13 protein-coding genes are annotated in these 16,818 nt (G+C 60.6%); 9 read left to right on the plus strand and 4 right to left on the minus strand.

Annotation, left to right across the window (positions count from 1 at the left end; translation table 11 throughout):
* Positions 1-123 precede the first annotated feature (123 nt).
* A complete protein-coding gene (locus tag J6525_RS37475; protein WP_225648391.1) occupies positions 124-1,455 on the minus strand; it encodes an MFS transporter in 1,332 nt (443 codons plus the stop codon).
* A 910-nt stretch (positions 1,456-2,365) separates the two neighbouring features.
* On the opposite strand from J6525_RS37475, the gene J6525_RS37480 reads away from it, so the two are divergent.
* Positions 2,366-5,776 (plus strand): autotransporter outer membrane beta-barrel domain-containing protein, encoded by a 3,411-nt coding sequence (locus J6525_RS37480; protein ID WP_225648392.1) that lies wholly within the window; start codon positions 2,366-2,368, stop codon positions 5,774-5,776.
* Here the strand turns inward: J6525_RS37480 and J6525_RS37485 are convergent.
* The 3 genes from J6525_RS37485 to J6525_RS37495 all read right to left on the minus strand — a co-directional run bounded on the left by J6525_RS37485 (position 5,760) and on the right by J6525_RS37495 (position 6,801).
* Positions 5,760-6,200, minus strand: a complete 441-nt coding sequence (locus J6525_RS37485) for a HipA N-terminal domain-containing protein (RefSeq protein WP_225648408.1) — start codon at positions 6,198-6,200, stop codon at positions 5,760-5,762. The genes J6525_RS37480 and J6525_RS37485 overlap by 17 nt on opposite strands.
* A gap of 57 nt (positions 6,201-6,257) precedes the next feature.
* Positions 6,258-6,395, minus strand: coding sequence for a hypothetical protein (locus J6525_RS37490; RefSeq protein WP_156436316.1), 138 nt, complete (start codon positions 6,393-6,395; stop codon positions 6,258-6,260).
* A 208-nt stretch (positions 6,396-6,603) separates the two neighbouring features.
* Positions 6,604-6,801 carry a hotdog family protein gene (locus J6525_RS37495; RefSeq protein ID WP_225648393.1) on the minus strand — a complete coding sequence of 66 codons (198 nt, stop codon included), beginning with the start codon at positions 6,799-6,801 and terminating at the stop codon, positions 6,604-6,606.
* An 827-nt stretch (positions 6,802-7,628) separates the two neighbouring features.
* Between J6525_RS37495 and J6525_RS37500 the strand changes: the two genes are divergently transcribed.
* The 8 genes from J6525_RS37500 (at position 7,629) to J6525_RS37535 (ending at position 16,803) form a co-directional block, all read left to right on the plus strand.
* A complete protein-coding gene (locus tag J6525_RS37500) occupies positions 7,629-8,006 on the plus strand; it encodes a TIGR02301 family protein (protein WP_082653865.1) in 378 nt (125 codons plus the stop codon).
* A 167-nt stretch (positions 8,007-8,173) separates the two neighbouring features.
* A complete protein-coding gene (locus J6525_RS37505) occupies positions 8,174-8,380 on the plus strand; it encodes a hypothetical protein (RefSeq protein ID WP_225648409.1) in 207 nt (68 codons plus the stop codon).
* Between the two features lie 639 nt (positions 8,381-9,019).
* Positions 9,020-9,718 carry an alpha/beta fold hydrolase gene (locus J6525_RS47630; RefSeq protein WP_225648394.1) on the plus strand — a complete coding sequence of 233 codons (699 nt, stop codon included), beginning with the start codon at positions 9,020-9,022 and terminating at the stop codon, positions 9,716-9,718.
* A 426-nt stretch (positions 9,719-10,144) separates the two neighbouring features.
* Entirely contained in the window at positions 10,145-11,641 is a 1,497-nt protein-coding gene (locus J6525_RS37515; protein WP_376708612.1) for a S10 family peptidase, read from the plus strand.
* 1,190 nt (positions 11,642-12,831) lie between these two features.
* Positions 12,832-13,932, plus strand: coding sequence for a dimethylsulfone monooxygenase SfnG (gene sfnG, locus J6525_RS37520; RefSeq protein ID WP_225648396.1), 1,101 nt, complete (start codon positions 12,832-12,834; stop codon positions 13,930-13,932).
* Positions 13,933-13,957: 25 nt separating this feature from the next.
* A complete protein-coding gene (locus tag J6525_RS37525) occupies positions 13,958-14,866 on the plus strand; it encodes an ABC transporter ATP-binding protein (protein ID WP_225648397.1) in 909 nt (302 codons plus the stop codon).
* Positions 14,866-15,756, plus strand: coding sequence for a branched-chain amino acid ABC transporter permease (locus J6525_RS37530; protein ID WP_225648398.1), 891 nt, complete (start codon positions 14,866-14,868; stop codon positions 15,754-15,756). Before J6525_RS37525 ends, J6525_RS37530 begins: the two co-directional genes overlap by 1 nt.
* A 3-nt stretch (positions 15,757-15,759) precedes the next feature.
* A complete protein-coding gene (locus J6525_RS37535; protein WP_225648399.1) occupies positions 15,760-16,803 on the plus strand; it encodes a branched-chain amino acid ABC transporter permease in 1,044 nt (347 codons plus the stop codon).
* The last annotated feature ends 15 nt before the right edge of the window (positions 16,804-16,818 follow it).

Here is a 16,818-nt window from a genome sequence, read left to right on the forward strand (position 1 = left end):
CTGTCGCCGCTCTTGACGGTCGCGCGATCGACCTGCGTCAAAGGCAGCAACCTACATTCTCGCCAGACCGCATGAGGCGTCACGCGATCGGCCGGAAGTGACCCGTGACCATATTGTCCAGCCTTATGGCGGGCTTTGCTTGTTTACAGCGCTGTTAATTTTGAGCGGTGCCGTCTCCGGCATCATTAGCATGGCAAGGAGCCCAGCCGCGCTAGCGACAAGCATGTACCAGGCGGGCGCAAGCGCGCTCCCGGTAAGATAGATCAGCCAGGTGACGACTGGTTGAGCTGTGCCTCCGAAGAGCGCGATGGCAAAGGCGTAGATCGTCGCGAAGGCACCACCACGAATGTTCTTGGGCAAACCTTCGGCCATGCTCACATAGAAGGCGCTATATGGAATCGTTCCGATGAGTGTGAGCGCGCCGAGACCCCCGAGAAGTGCGAGGGCACTGCGGCTCTCTGAGATCCAGAAGATCACCGGATAGGTCATCAACAACGCAGCAATCTGCGGCCATATCATGATGTGCCAGCGACCCGCGCGGTCTGCGAGCCAGCCGCCCAGCAGTGCGGCAGCAATTCCTACCGTATTGCTAACGAGCGTGGTGCCAAAGGCGAGAGGTGCGGAAACGTGCAACGTGCTCAGCGCATAGGTGGTCATATATCCCGTGACATAGGTAATGATCGTGCAACTGGCCAAGATGACAAATCCCAAGCTCATGATGCGGCGCGCGGCAGGCGAGTCCCCTACAGTCTGGATGACCGGAGCCGGCGCCTCAGGGCGGTGCAACGTTTCGGGCAGGGAGCTCCGCAACCAAAGTCCGAAGGGCAGCGTAGCGGCGCCGAGCAACAGCGCGATTCGCCATCCGTACACATTGAGCGCCTCGCTTGTCATGGTCAGCGAGAGTATTTCTCCAACAAGCGCTCCGGCCGTCGCAGCGATCTGTTGGCTGGCAGGCTGAAACGAGACAGCAAGACCACGCCCTTCGGCCGGGGCCGCTTCCATCAAATACGCGGTCGTCGGACCAACCTCACCGCCCAGCGCGAAGCCCTGCACCAAACGTGCGAAAATGACCAGCAGCGGGGCGGCAATTCCTATTGTCTCGTATGAGGGCGTAATACCCAACAATAAGATCGCGGCGCTCATCATGGCAAAGCTGACGGTCATCGCGGGCCGGCGGCCGGCCCGATCCGAGTACGAGCCGAGCACGATGGCCCCGATCGGTCTGGTCACAAAACCCGCGCCGAAGGTTGCTAGCGACAGCATGAGGCTGGCGAACGGGTCGCTTGTAGGGAAGAACGCTTGTCCGATCTGGATCGCGAAGAAGCTATAGGTCCCGAAGTCGTAGAATTCGAGAATATTGCCGATCGTTGCACCTAACACGGCGTGGCGGGTCAAGCGTTCGTCTGCGGCATCGAGGACTGGATCCGGCTTCTCCTGAATAAATTGCTTGGCCATCCTCGATCCGTCTGAGGCGCGATCGCCGGCCTGAGCATTTTAAGCAGCCAGGTCGCGCGCGTTGCATTCGGCCTGCTCTACACGTCGTAGAGTATGGGGTAGCCGGCCGCGCGTCCCAGGTGTTTTACATATGCCTGCATGCCAGGACGAAGCTCACGGCGGCGAGTGCAATTAGAATGCCTGCCTCTTGCGGACCCATTCAAACGTTGAACTGATCGCGGCAATCGCCAGTAAAGATGAATAAGGGAACGCGTCGTAACTGGCAGGTGGGGCAATCATTGTGCTCCTGTGCATGGCGAGTGTGCGACAACATTGGTGGGCGCCCAACAAGAAGCGCCTGTTTTCGGACAGAAGGACAGTCGCGCGTGGATGCTGCGTTCAGCTGGTCGCACGCGGGCGGACGCATCAGGCTATTTGGCCCGTCTTTTGCTCCGCTCGTTGTGAGTTGCGCGCAAGCTGCCTGCTTTGTCGGGATTGGTCCGCTGCACACTGCAGGGTCTTTGCGCGATCTAAAGGACAATAGGAGCTCGCATTGTTGGCGGTACCATGAGAACGATCGGCATCGCCTGGCGCCGAGGGCTTCGGGCGGTCATTTTCGGTCAGGCGCTAGCTGCTCGGCGGGTCGCAAATGGAAAGCGTAACGCGCCAGAGTTTGAGCTCCAGCAAGTCGAAATCAAAGTCACGAACAATGGGGAACACACCTGCGTGAGTGGATCTGGTTTCATCGAGATCGGCCCAGGGAAATAGCCTTCCGTATTGAAGTGCTGCCGTCAGGTTTGGGCACCGAGGGCGCGCAGCTGGTGTCTGATCGATGACGGCTGCGCTTTCGCTGTCGCATCTGCCTCCACGCGCGCTCGAAGTTGCACGGCGAAGCACGCCGGCAATCAATGTCTTGAATGGAACGTGTAGCATGAAGACGAAGACAATTACGACCATCGTGCTTGCGGTGGATGCGTTGCTATGTTCGCCGAGTAGGGCCCTTGAAACTTACGATGTTAGCGATTCGAACGGCGTGCCCTTCATCCGAGCACGGATATTCGGTCCCGGAGATGGCCCTTTCTGTTGTGGCGGAGGTGACGAGCCGGCGCATTCAGTTCGGAATCTACCGCAATGGGAAAAGGACCATTCGCTCGCAGCGATCCGCTATTGGGCCGAAATCATAAGGGTCAAACCCGGGCAGTCGCCGGCCGTCGTCAACATCGGCGGAATTCAGGGCAACACGGCATGGGCCTCAGTCCAGATGTCGCCTGATGGCGAGAACAAGATGCAGGCGGCAGTCACCGGTCAGAATCCGGGCGAGTTGAACCATGGCGCACATGGTATGGTTGCGATCGGCGAAATGGGATTTTCATCCGAAGCGTACATGCCATCGCAATTACCAATGACGCCGAAGATCGGCCTGGCACCTGTTATGATTCATGAGTTCGCTCATCAGCTGGGAATGGCCGGTACCATTGACGGCTATGATGGTTGGCCCACCGAGCCGATATCGCCGTACTTCCCTAAAGCGATAAATGCCTGGACTAACCATTTGTATGACGACAACGGCAAACAAGCCAGGCCGGGGCAGGTGATCTATTGCTCCACCTGCCTGAATCCTCCAGCTGATGACGTCTTTGACCTGCGCCGTGATCGTGGCTACTTCGCCGGAAAGCATGTGAGCGAAGTGCTGGCCGGTGCCATGCCAGGTATTCCGGTGCGAGTGAAGGGTGAGTACGGTGGGCTGGATGTCCCCTTTGTCTCGCATAGCGAGCTTAAGAACAGTCTGTTGAGCCACCAGCAATACCGGAACTACACCGCCCCGATGGAGGCGGAGATCGCCGCCTTTCAGGACATCGGCCAAAGCATTGATCGGCGTAATCTGTTTGGTTACTCCATCTATGGCACTGGTCGCGATCTGATAAACGACAATCCGTTCTTCGCTCGGAATGCTGACGGTACCGCCTATCTGCCAAATACGTACAATACGGCTACTCTCGGACTGGGACTGCACGTCTATGGCAGCAGCAACACTGTAGTCCAGCGCGCCGACCTGCTTTCGCAAGGATCAGGGGGCGCCGGCATCCGCGTCGACGGCGAAAACAATCAGATCATAATTCCGCCCGGGACCCGCGTGTATGCCGACGGCGCCTATGGGCGCGGTGTCATGTTCGCCTATGGCAGGGATCACGCGTTTATTCAGCGTGGGGACGTGCAGGCTCTCGGCGAGCATGGCATCGCGGCAAGTTTCGATTTTGGTAACAATGCGATGGGCAATAACTATGAATATCGTGGTTCGTATATTCGCACGATTGGCAATAGCGCGGCGCCGATGCTGAGCGAAATCGACGGTCCGCTCGTCAATAAGTTTGATCTGACCGGCCGCCTGGCTGGCAGTCATGCAGCGATGTACATGTCGAACAATGGTTACGTCGGCGAGATAAATGTGATGCGTGGCGCAATGCTGTCGGGGGATATCCTGTCTGATTACAACCAGGTTGACGAGAACGGTTCTCCGCGTCTGACCAAATTAACGTTCGGTTTGACGCCTGACGCGAGCGGTCACTCAACGCAACAGCCCGATGCAAGCTTTGCAGCCCGCTATGACGGTAATATCATTGGACGCAACAACCTGTCGCTGCAGGTGTCCGGCGGCGTCGTGTCGTTTACCGGCCATCACGAGGTGTACGACGCAACGGTTGCGCAAGGCGCAACTCTATCAGGCAACGGCAGTTATCTGCTCAATGCTAATGGTCGCTTCAAAAACAGCGGTGCTGTCGCGCCGCTCATCGGCGGCCTTGACAACAGCATAATGGTGAACGGCGACTATCTGCAAACCTCGACCGGTGGTTTGCAGGTCGCCGTAAACGATGCTGGCGCGTTCAGCCGCCTCATCGTGAACGGCAATGCAACGCTCGACGGTACGCTCACGATCACCCCGCAGCGCGGTTGGTATGGCAGCGGCTTTAGCGTCTCCTCAAATCAATGGCTGAACGCAACAAATCTTACAGGCTCGTTCGCGAACGTGACGACATCGCTGCAATCGCCAACCTTGCTGGCGAGTGCTACGGCTCAAGGTGATAACATCTACGCCTTGACACTCTCCCGCCCATCCGATGCCTATTCGCGTTATGGGGCTGACGCCAACAGCCGCCAGGTGGGCGCGGCGCTCGATCGAGTAGCTGGCAACGGGGCTACAGGGCTACACCCGCTCGTCGCGGCACTCGACTTTTCCGCGTCGGATGGCACGGCGGTGACATCGGGGCTGCGTCAGCTTTCGCCGTCCATCTATGCGTCGGAGCAGAGCAGACGTGTCAATGACAGTTTCTACGCGCGTTCGGCAGTCTACAACCGTCTTGAACAGGCGTTTGGGGGCGCGTCAACCTCAGCGATGGCGGTGATGGGTTATGGTCCTGAGCCGAGGCGAGACGGCAATTCTGCTTCTGCCATTGGTTTGGTCGGCCCGGCTTCTTCTGATCTGCCATCATATGACCTGCAAGGTTATGCGGCGTGGGCTTCTGCTTTTGGCGGATGGACGACCCAATCGGGTGATAGCAATGGTGCAAGCACCAGATCCACCATCAGCGGCTTTATGACCGGGATCGACACGTCGGCATTTGATGACTGGCGTATCGGTATTCTTGCAGGCTATAGCCGTTCCCTTTTCAAGGTCGGCGCTGCTTCGTCGTCAAGCCGCAGCGACAATTACACGTTCGGGACCTATGCCGGCACCGAGTGGGCCGTGCCGGAAGGGGCCATCGCGTTCCGCTCAGGCATTGCCTATACATGGCACGATCTCGAGATGACCCGCAACGTTAGGTTCCCAGGATTCAACGATAACTTGATCTCGGATTACGATGCAGGCACTTTCCAGATTTTTGGAGAACTTGGCTACAAGCTCCATCTCGGCGACGGGTCGGTGATCGAACCCTATGCCAATCTCGCTCATGTTCATGTCGCGACGGATGATTTCAGGGAGAGGGGACTGAACGGAGCGGCGCTTAGTGTTCACGCTGACACGATGGATACGACGCTTTCCACTCTCGGCGTTTACGCGAGCGCCCGTTTTCAACTTGGCCAGATAGCCACGACTGCGCGAGCCGATATTGGCTGGCGTCATGCCGTAGGTGACCTCATTCCGCTGTCGGCAGCCAACTTTGCTGCTGGATCCAGCCCTTTTGCAGCTTCAGGCCTATCCATTGGCAAGGACGTGGCACTCGTCGAATCCGGTCTGGACTTCCGGTTTTCGAGCAACAGCACCCTTGGCATCGCCTACCAGGGTCAGTTCGGTTCAGGCATCACCCAGAACGGACTGAATGCCACCTTCAACGTGAAGTTCTGACACGCACGCAATGCATTTTGGCCCGGCGTGCTGCACAGCAATGAGAGCGCGTTGATTTCAATCCAGATCTCGTCGACAAGAACCTGGCGCCGTCGATCGAGGTCAGCCTACCTGAGCGCCGGTGCTCCCCGGGCGAATCTGCGTTGGCGGCCATCCACTCGTCGGTGACGATCTGGATCGCGCCCGCGTAGTCCTCTCCGACCTTCGACAGCAGAGCGAACGCCCTGTTCGGCGACACGCCGTAGATCTGTCCCCATTTCTGCGGGGTCCGGTCGTTGTCCGGAAGCAGATTCCAGAGATAGTTGGCCACCTTCGCGCCGGAGTGCTTCTTGGCGGCGAGCGGCAGGGACATCGAAAGCGGAATCTGGACCCTGTCGGCCGCGAGCCAACGATCGGCGTACTCGATGGTCGAGGACGCCGGTATCCTTCTGCTCGAGACGGCCGATCGGGACGCCGCCCATCAGGACGTTCATGAATTTGCTCATCGCCGCCGTCCCTTGAGGAAGCTCGGCTCGTCGAGGGCGAGATCACCGGTGTCTAGGTCGTCGTTCCGGGCGGGATGACCCGGCAAGCTGTCGATATTCAGGTCGATCCCCAACGTGGCGAAGGCCTTGAGCACCGTTCCGAGGCTCGGGTTCTCCAGGCGGCCGGTCTCGAACTGCGAAATCGCTCCTGAGTGGTCCCCAGCGTCTCGGCGAGTTGCTTCTGGGTCAGCTTTCGCCGATTCTATTGGAACGGTCGGACAAAGCTTTTCAGCTCCGTGCCCAAGGACGTAGTCATCAGGTAGGTCTGAGCGGAAGGCATCGAGATATTCAACACAAGCGGGCTTAAGGTGTCAGAGCCGTCCTTCTCCCCCAGCCGGACGCGGTGCTCATTTCGGTGCCGCGACGATCAGCCAGACCTTGGTGATCTGAACAAACTTCGCCGCGCTGGTTGCGCGTCTCGCCGCGGGCGACGACCGTGCCGCGGTCCGGATGCGTACGCGACGGGATGATCTCGACGTTTTCGCTGTCGACGTGCAGCACATCGCCTCGCCGGGGGCCATTCGAACTGGACACCGCGTCCGATCGGATTTGATGTCGTTGAGAACGGTAGCAGCGCTTAGCTCAGCTATCCATTCTGAAAGAACGCGTCGCGTCCGCCCCACTTCGATCATGTTTTGCTTCCGTGCGATGGCGAGTGTACGACGATAATGGTGAGCGCCGCACAGGCAATGTTTGTTCTGACACAGAACGGTCCGCCGCTCGCGCATGCTGTGTTGAGCCGGTCGGGCATCGGCAGAGGTGTCAGGCGAGTTGGTCCGGCTTTTGCTCCGCTGCTCATTGCGAGCAGCCGTCCGGTTGTCGAGTTTGGTCTGCTGCAGCAGGAAACGTTCCGCGATCTGGCGGTAGAATCAGCGCGGAGCCGTCATCGTCACGAACCGTGATAGAGCAACGCGGCCTATTACTGATCTGTCGGCTGGAAACGCTTATGCTTGCTTATGGCAGACGCAGACCGGAGTAGCTGAAGTTACGGCTGATGAGTAACATCGCGAGATTGAACGAATGTTCGCTAGCTCCGGGTGTTGCGGATTGATTGATGGCATGGCCGCCCGGCGCCGATGATGCCGAGACGGCCCGCAACGATTGATCATGACATCGCTCCGCGCCGGGCCTTCGGCGAGCTAATGTTGAATGACGAGGACTACGATTTCAAGCGCCTGGCCCGAAGGCGATTGGCTACTCTAACTGTCACGGCGGACTGCACGAAGTCATTGCGTCCGCCAGAGAGGCCGGCAGGGGTCGTTTCTAGGGCTGTTTGGGCTTCTCCGCCTTGCCTGGGCGCATTGAGGGAACGGACTTCCAGAACGCCTGTGATCAAAACCTTTCTCGCGGTTGCGATTCTGATATCGGCGTTCCTTGCGATGCCGACCCGCGCGCAGGACGCGGCTGCTCCCTTCGATGGCGACCTGCAGCGGCTGGCCGAGATCCTCGGCGCGCTGCACCATCTGCGCGGCATCTGCGGCTCCAACGAGGGGGCCAAATGGCGCAACGAGATGCAGGCGCTGATCGATGCCGAAACCCCCTCCGGTGCTCGCCGCACCCGCATGGTCGCGGGCTTTAACCGCGGCTACAACGTGTTCGCGCAGACCTACCGAAGCTGCACGCCGGCAGCTAACCTGGCGATCAGACTCTATATAGAGGAAGGGCTGAAAATATCACGCGACCTGACGGACCGCTATTCCAACTGATAGGCGGTCTCCTCGGCGTTTGGTCCGCAAGACCCGAAACGAAACAAGCGGCAAAACGCGAGCAGCCGACATTGATTCTCGCGATATGCTGCAAGTCCGACGCCACACATGTCCGGGAGCTCCAAGCGGATGCGAGACACCCATAATCGAACACCAGGATGCGATCCATGCTGCGCACCGTGGACAGCCGGCGCGCGATCACGATCGAGGTGCGGCCCTTCATCAGCCGCTCCATCGCATGCTGGATCAGCGCCTCGGACTCCGAATCGAGGCTCGAGGTCGCCTCGTCCAGGATCGCAGCAATCGCTGCGCAGCCAGATCGCGATCGTGCAGCAGAAGCCGATCCTGTTCCACCGCCGAGCGCTGGCGATTGAGCGCTGACGTCGCTTACCTGCCCTGGACCGATTTCATCGGGCGGGGCAATCACCTGTTGCGCGACTTGACTACCTTTAAAAGGGTGACGTGCCCGATCTGTTCGCGGGCAGCATTAACGTAAAGAGCACCCGCGCTACCTCGCGCCAATCTGGACTCTCAGCATGACACTCGCGTTTGATGCCGAACGCGTGGCGATTACCCGGCGCGACCCTGCCAAGACGAATTATTGTTCGGATAACGTGGGTTCAGGAATGACCGCGGTGCCGTGTTTGGCAGTTTGGTATGAGGCGCTATGCATCTATTTGATGCTCATCTTGCGTTGTGAATTCTCGTTTCGGGCATGTCCCCGTTAAGCGATGGCTGACTGATGTCCGGTCTACCCCATCAGCGGCTCAAGAGGTTTAGGTGCTCCGAGCTCGTAGGTGGGCCAACGGTCGTCACGCGGGACACGGTTGCTCTAGCCTTGCTGCGTTGGAAATCCAACCTTCCAAGCATGTTGCACTACCTATTCATGTACTTGCCGAGCGATGAACCTGCGCGTTCATATGCCGCGTAGCTGTCATCGCAGGCATCTTTGTTAGGTGGCAGTGCTATCCGACGAGTGGTGCACCGGCAGAACTGCCTGGAGTAAAACGCGGATGACGATCGTTCTCGTTCACGGAAATCCTGAAACCGAGGCGATCTGGGACGATCTGGTACCGCTTCTGAGCGACCAGAATATTGTCCGTCTCTGTCCACCCGGATTTGGATCAACTGTCCGACCTGGCTTTGATTGTTCTGTTGATGCTTACCTCAGCTGGCTTGTGGGCGAACTCGGGAAGTTGGCGCGACCAATCGATCTCGTGGGACATGATTGGGGTGGGGGACATGTCATGCGAGTCGCAATGGACTATCCCGCTCTGATACGATCCTGGGCGACCGATATGCTGGGCGCGTTCGACCCCGATTACGTCTGGCACGACCTGGCGCAGGTCTGGCAGACGCCACAGGTCGGCGAGCAAGCGGTCGCGCAGATGGTAAGCATGCCCGCCGAGGCGCTAGCCCGAGGGTACGAGGGCCTGGGCATGACCGCGGCGATCGCACGAAAGGTGGCTGCTGCTGCAAACGGAGACATGGGCAGAGCAATCCTGGCGCTATACAGATCGGCCGTGCAACCGATCATTCGAGATCTCGGGGCCGGCTTGCCGCGGGCAGCCGCCAAACCTGGCCTAAGAAGACCGCTACTGCGGCGGGGAGACGCTCACGCGCCGATGTGCCGAACGCGCCGGCGCGAACATTGCTGTTTTGGAAGGGGGCAGTCATTGGTGGATGTGTCAGCAGCCAAAGCAAGGTGCTGACGCGATCAATTCGTTCTTGGCAAAGCTGAACTAGGAAGCAGACTTAATTGATCGCCAATAGGTGACGATGGCGGCGCGGTGCACAGCCGGAAAGTCTCTCGCACGTTCGCCATAACGGTTGGAACGTATCGGAAACCCCTTGGGCCGGCGGAACTAGCTTCAATAACATTGCGCGCCTCTGTAGCAGCGTCGATTGAAGCTGTGGAGGGGCACTCTGTTGGATCTGTCTGGAACGGCAGGTTTCGCGTCGTGAATGATAGGGCACCCGGCGATGGTGACGACTACTGGATTCAGTAGGTTTGTTGTTCCCGGCCACGAGCTAGTTGTTGGCGCGGTTTTTGATAGACGCGCCTCGCACACACAAGTGCGCGCCGGGACAGGAGAAATTCGATGCACTTGATCGCGCCGCACCGCACCTCGCTTGCGATGATCCTGCTTGCCTGCGGGGTAATGGGAAGCGCTAGGGCCGCAGAGCCGCCGCCGCCCGCCCAAGCCACGACTCCGGCCGGGCAGCAAGGCGGCGCCGGCCAGACGCCGAGCATGCCGTCGGCGGCCGAGCGGCATCGCCTGCCACCAGACTCCAGCACCAAGCACTCGCTTGAGCTCCCTGGGCGGACGCTTTCTGTCGTCGCGACCGCCGGCTCCATCCGCCTGTTCGACGACAAGGGCGAGCCGCTGGCCGACATCGTCTATACCTCCTATCAGCTTGAGGGCACCGATCGCGGCACGCGCCCGGTAACATTCTTCTTCAACGGCGGACCAGGCTCATCATCGGCCTGGCTGCAGCTTGGCAATGCCGGACCGTGGCGGTTGCCGATCAATGCTGACGAGGTCACGCCATCGACGTTTCCAGAGGTGAGGCCAAATGCGGAAACTTGGCTCGATTTCACCGATCTGGTGTTTCTCGACCCCGTAGGCACCGGCTACAGCCGTTTCGTCGCGACCAGCGATGATGCGCGCAAGCAGCTCTATTCCATTGAGGGTGACGTCAACGCGCTCGCGCTGGTGATCCGCCGCTGGCTCGAAAAGCATGACCGGCTGCTATCGCCGAAGTACATCGCGGGTGAAAGCTATGGCGGCATTCGTGGGCCAAAGGTTGTCCACCAGTTGCAGGTGCGGCAGGGCATAGGCGTCAAGGGCCTGATCATGGTGTCGCCAGCATTCGACTACAGTGCGCACAGGAGCCTGCTGCACTACGCCGAAACGCTGCCCAGCTACGTCGCGACCCTGCGTGAAGCCGAGGGTCCAGTAAACCGAACCGATCTCGCTGACGTGGAAGCCTATGTACGCGGCGAGTTTCTGGTCGATCTCATCAAAGGCCAGGCGGATAAGGAAGCGACTACGCGTCTGGCTGACAAGGTCGCGGCGCTGACTGGCATCGACCAAGCGGTCAGTCGTAGGCTCGCCGGCCGCTTCGAAGTCGCCGAGTTCCGCCGCGAGTTCGACCGTAAGAACCGCAAGTTGATCGGCCGGTATGATGCCTCTGTGCGTGGCCTCGATCCATATCCGGAGTCCGATTTCCAACGTTCCGGCGATCCCTCTGGCGATACGCTGGTGGCGCCTCTGACCAGCGCCACTGTCGATCTCCTCACACGCAAACTAAGCTGGCGGCCGGACGGCTCCTATGAACTGGGCAACCCCAAGGTCATGGAGGCTTGGGATTTCGGCCGCAGCCCTCCGGAGTCAGTTTCGGAGCTGCGGCAAATCCTGGCAACGGACCGGAACATGAAATTGCTGGTCGCGCACGGGCTGTTTGACCTCGCCACGCCGTATTTCGGATCACAAATCGTGCTCGATCAATTGCCGCCATTTGCCTCCACTCCGCGCATCAAACTTGTGGTCTTTCCGGGCGGCCACATGTTCTATTCACGAGACGCCTCGCGGCAAGCTTTTCGCGCGGAAGTCGAAGCGATGATGAAGTAACGCCGCCGACGGAGTCGGTAACAAGCAACCTGGCGTTCGCGCAAACATCCACGATTTCTCGAAATGCGGATGGAATCCTGGCGCCGCTCCGATCATCAGACGCCTTCGGCTTCAATCAGGTATGGCTCGAGGCCAATTTCGTGTGTGAACCAGGTATCTCTCAATGGCTTCCAACATGACCCCGTGTTGTGGAACGTAATTGCAGCGTTCCAAGCACAATGCGGCGCCCGATACCGATGGGAGTAGCTCGTCAGGCGCATGAAAAAAATGTCAACTACTTGGTGTCGATTGAGCCCTGGCGACCTCATCTAGAGGAGCGGAAACGATCGTGCGTGAAGGTCGGTACACTGGAACTACCAGTGGCTGGTCACAGTGATTTTGACGGCTTGATATCGAGCCAGCTTAGATCGGCAAGTTTTCTGGCGGCAAAAGGAGCGGCTCGTTCTGATCATGGGAACCGCAGCGCCCAGCGAGCTGTGCAAATGTTAACGACGTGCAGGACATCGTCCCCGGCGCGATGGTGAAGTAGGCGCCGCTCCCTGTATCACCTTTCGACCTCGGGAACGCGATCGTTCCCGAGGTGTTGCGTTCAGCGATCGTCGACGATGCATTTCGACCAGAAAAGATCGCTCCGAGAAAATGTCTCAAGCGTTATCCTGATTTTACGTAGCTGCGCCGGGCGCGCAAACGTTTGGTAAGGAGAAAGCGGTTCTCCTGCACTCATTTTGTTCTCGGATCTTGAGCGGTCGAATCTTACTTGCGCATCATCGTCGACGTGATTTCAGCCGCGCAGGAACAAACCACGCATTTCGTTTTGAAGAAGAGAATACCGCTTTCCCGGACTGGGCAAAAAAGAGTTTGGCTTGGACTCGCTCGCCCGCAATTTCTCTGAGACACTTGATCGTCAGCCGATGGTGCTTGCGAGGGGAAATTCTAATGATTTGCACCGACGTCTTCGACGAAATCAACGCCTGCGCATTGCGAACGTCGTGTCGCACGATCTGCTGTTGACGCAATGGTCGTGCGTCGCGGATCGGAATTGCTGACCGCTCCGACCTTTCAAAAACATCCGAACTGACAAATTGTCAGTCGGTCATTTCCCAACCCGCTGTCCCGCGCAGCGTGAATGCATCCTGCTGCCACCTCCCGTGGCGCGCGTCGTCACATCCCAACCGAATGAGGACATTCGAATGACCGCCAGCAATGATCCGATCAAGTTCGCCTATTGGGTGCCCAACGTCTCGGGCGGCTTGGTCATCAGCAAGATCGAGCAGCGAACCGGCTGGGACATCGACTACAACCGCCGCCTGGCGCAGATCGCAGAGCAGAGCGGCTTCGACTATGCGCTGAGCCAGATCCGCTTCACCGCCGGCTACGGCGCCGAGTTCCAGCACGAGCCGGTCGCCTTCAGCCACGCTTTGCTCGCCGCAACCACGAAGCTGAAGGTGATCGCGGCGCTGCTGCCCGGACCGTGGAATCCGGCGGTCGCAGCCAAGCAGATCGCGACAATCAGCCAGCTCACCGAGGGCCGCGTTGCCGTCAACATCGTCAGCGGCTGGTTCCGCGGCGAGTTCACCGCGATCGGGGAGCCCTGGCTCGATCACGACGAGCGCTACCGCCGTTCCGAGGAATTCATCCGCGCGCTGCGCGGAATCTGGACCCAGGACAATTTCACGTTCCGTGGCGATTTCTACCGCTTCTCCGACTACACGCTGAAGCCGAAACCTGCGCATCCATTGCCCGAGATTTTCCAGGGCGGCAGCTCGCGCGCCGCGCGCGACATGGCCGCGCGGGTATCGGACTGGTACTTCACCAACGGCAATTCGGTGGCGGAGATCAAGAAGCAGGTCGACGACATCAGGGCGAAGGCGCGCGCCAACAATCACTCGGTCAAGATCGGCGTCAATGCCTTTGCCATCGCGCGCGACAGCGAGGCCGAGGCCCGCGCCGTGCTCGACGAGATCGTCGTCAAGGCTGATCCGGAGGCGGTCAATGCGTTCGGACATGAGGTGAAGAATGCCGGCAAGGCTTCGCCGGAGGGCCAGGGCAATTGGGCGCAATCCAGCTTCGAGGATCTCGTCCAGTACAATGACGGCTTCAAGACCAATCTGATCGGCACGCCGGAACAGATCGCCGAGCGCATCGTCGCGCTCAAGGAGGTCGGCGTCGATCTCGTGCTGCTCGGCTTCCTGCACTTCCAGGAGGAGGTCGAATATTTCGGCCGCCGGGTCATTCCGCTGGTCCGTGCGCTGGAGGCGAAAACCGCCGCGCACGCCCAGGCCGCCGAATGATAGGGAGCCTTTCGACGTGACGGCGATGGCAACGAATGCTGACGTCCTTGCGCTGGAGGCGGCTCCAGCGCAAGGCAAGCCGCGTGCAATGGGGGTGGTCGATGCGCCCGAACGGGGGCTCGCGCCGGCCGCCGATCGCGCGGTACGGCCGGTCCTGGCATTGAGCGACATCGCGCTGACATTCGGCGGCGTCGCGGCGCTGCGCGACGTCGACCTTGCGGTCGCGCCGGGTGAGATCCGCGCGGTGATCGGGCCCAATGGCGCCGGCAAGAGCTCGTTGCTCAATGTTATTAGCGGGCTCTATCGGCCCGACCGCGGGCAGGTGTGGCTTGGCGAGCGTGCGTTCGTTCAGGTGCCGACGGCGCGATTGGCTGCGCACGGCGTCGCGCGCACGTTCCAGAACCTTGCGATCTTCAAGGGGCTGTCGGTTTTCGACAATGTCCTGATGGGGCTCGCGCATCGCGTCCGCGCAGGTTTCCTGCGCCAGATCATCGGCTCGCCGCTGGCGCGCCGGATCGAGGCGGAGAACCGCGCCGCCGCCGAGGATGTCATTGGCTTCCTGCACCTCGGCGACGTCCGTGAGCGCGCCGCCGGAACCTTGCCCTATGGCTTGCAGAAGCGCGTCGAACTGGCGCGGGCGCTGGTCGCGCGACCGACGCTGCTGCTGCTGGACGAGCCGTTCGCGGGCGTCACGTTGAGCGAGAAGCTCGAGCTGTCCGAGCACGTGCGCAATGCGCGCGACAGCTACGGCGCCACCATCGTGCTGATCGAGCATGACATCGGCGTCGTGATGGGCCTCTCTGATCGCATCGCGGTCCTCGACAACGGCCGCAAGATCGCCGATGGCACGCCCGACGAGGTGAGGACCGACCAGGCCGTGATCGACGCCTATCTCGGCGTCGCGCATCAGGACGTCACGGAGCTCGCCGTCTGATGTTCGACTATCAGTTTTTGATTGAGGTGCTGGTTGGCGGCCTGCTGTCCGGGGTGATGTACTCGCTGGTCGCGATCGGCTTCGTGCTGATCTACAAGACCTCGGGCGTGCTCAATTTCGCGCAAGGCGCGATGCTGCTGTTCGCGGCGCTGACCTTCGTCAGCCTGATCGAGCGCGGCATCTCGTTTCCGGTCGCGTTCCTGGTCACGCTCGCGATCATGGTCGTGCTGGGCGTGAGCGTCGAGCGAACCGTGCTGCGGCCGCTCGTCAACCAGCCGCCGATTACGCTGTTCATGGCGACGCTCGGGCTTTCCTATGTGATCGAGGGCGCGGCGCAGCTATTGTGGGGCACGCAGGTTCACGGCCTCGACATCGGGATCAGCGACGTGCCGCTCGACATCGCCGGGGTCTTCATCAGCCGGTTCGATCTGTTCGCCGCGGCGGTCGCGGGGAGCCTGGTGACGCTGTTCGCGCTGTTCTTCCGCTACACCCGAACCGGGCTCTCGTTTCGCGCCGTTGCCGACGATCCGTTCGCGGCACTTGCCGCCGGCCTGCGGCTGCCACGGGTCTGGGCCAGTGTGTGGACCGCTTCCGGCATCGTCGCGCTGGTCGCCGGACTGTTGTGGGGCGCGCGTCTCGGCGTGCAGTTCTCGCTGTCGCTGGTTGTGTTGAAGGCATTGCCGGTGCTGGTGCTGGGCGGTTTCGATTCGATCGCTGGTGCGATCATCGGCGGTCTGTTGATCGGCGCCATCGAGAAGCTCGCCGAAGTCTATGTCGGGCCGCTGTTCGGCGGCGGCATCGAAGCCTGGGCCGCCTACGTGGTGGCGCTGGTGCTGCTCCTGGTGCGGCCGTCGGGGCTGTTCGGGCAGAAGCTGGTGGAAAGGGTCTAGGAGATGAGCGCAGCAGCACCGGCAGGATGGCTCGCGCCTGGCGTCGAGACCATTGCGATCGCCACCGCAGCGGGGATCGCCTTTGGCGTCATTCCGGTCGCTGGCTCGGATTACCTGTTGGATGCGGTGCTGACGCCATTCCTTGCGCTGGCGCTTGCCGCGGTCGGGCTCAACGTGCTCACCGGCTATGCTGGGCAGGTGTCGCTGGGCTCCGCCGCATTCCTCGCGGTGGGCGCCTATGCGACCTACAACCTTCACCTCCGGCTGCCGCAGCTGCCGCTGATCGTTGACCTTGTGCTCGCCGGCCTCGTCGCGGCCGCGATCGGCATCGTGTTCGGATTGCCGAGCCTGCGCCTGCGCGGCTTCTACCTCGCGGTCTCGACCTTGGCCGCGCAGTTCTTCGTGCAATGGACGCTCACCAAGTTCGGCTGGTTTTCCAACGACAGTCCGTCCGGCGTGATCGATGCCCCGGTGCTGAGCGTGGCCGGTTTCGCCTTCACCAGCCCGGCCGGGCGCTATGTGTTCTCGCTGAGCGTCGTCGTGGCGGCGACGTTCCTGACCCTGCGGCTGCTGCGCGCGCAGAGCGGCCGCAACTTCATCGCGGTGCGCGATCACGAGCTCGCGGCCAGGGTGATCGGCGTGCCGCTGCTGCGCACCAAGCTCCTGGCCTTCGCCGTCTCCTCGTTCCTGATCGGCATCGCCGGCGTGTTGTGGGCCTTCGCCTATCTGCGAACGGTCGAGCCGGCCGGCTTCAATCTCGACCGCTCCTTCCAGATCCTGTTCATCATCATCATCGGCGGGCTCGCCTCGCTGCGCGGCGCGTTTCTCGGCGCCGCGTTTATCGTGGTGTTTCCGTTGATCCTGTCACGCGCCGGCGCGGCCTTGCTCGGCGGCGTATTCGATTCGGGCGTGCTGGAAATGAGCCAGCGCATCGTTCTCGGCGCGCTCATCATCGCCTTCCTGATTGTCGAACCGCGCGGCCTGGTCGCGCTGTGGGACCGGCTTTGGAGTGCCGTCACGCGGCCGGCCGCCATTAGCAACACATGACGTTTCGCACCACTG

Source organism: Bradyrhizobium australafricanum, assembly GCF_020329495.1.
Classification (GTDB): Bacteria; Pseudomonadota; Alphaproteobacteria; order Rhizobiales; family Xanthobacteraceae; genus Bradyrhizobium; species Bradyrhizobium australafricanum.

What these genes read in the sequence shown, in the direction of transcription:
- J6525_RS47630 (WP_225648394.1), top strand. Translation starts at nt 9,020, where the DNA reads ATGACGATCGTTCTCGTTCACGGAAATCCTGAAACCGAGGCGATCTGG.
- J6525_RS37475 (WP_225648391.1), bottom strand. Translation starts at nt 1,455, where the DNA reads ATGGCCAAGCAATTTATTCAGGAGAAGCCGGATCCAGTCCTCGATGCC.
- sfnG (WP_225648396.1), top strand. Translation starts at nt 12,832, where the DNA reads ATGACCGCCAGCAATGATCCGATCAAGTTCGCCTATTGGGTGCCCAAC.
- J6525_RS37515 (WP_376708612.1), top strand. Translation starts at nt 10,145, where the DNA reads ATGATCCTGCTTGCCTGCGGGGTAATGGGAAGCGCTAGGGCCGCAGAG.
- J6525_RS37505 (WP_225648409.1), top strand. Translation starts at nt 8,174, where the DNA reads ATGCTGCGCACCGTGGACAGCCGGCGCGCGATCACGATCGAGGTGCGG.
- J6525_RS37480 (WP_225648392.1), top strand. Translation starts at nt 2,366, where the DNA reads ATGAAGACGAAGACAATTACGACCATCGTGCTTGCGGTGGATGCGTTG.
- J6525_RS37525 (WP_225648397.1), top strand. Translation starts at nt 13,958, where the DNA reads ATGGCAACGAATGCTGACGTCCTTGCGCTGGAGGCGGCTCCAGCGCAA.
- J6525_RS37530 (WP_225648398.1), top strand. Translation starts at nt 14,866, where the DNA reads ATGTTCGACTATCAGTTTTTGATTGAGGTGCTGGTTGGCGGCCTGCTG.
- J6525_RS37535 (WP_225648399.1), top strand. Translation starts at nt 15,760, where the DNA reads ATGAGCGCAGCAGCACCGGCAGGATGGCTCGCGCCTGGCGTCGAGACC.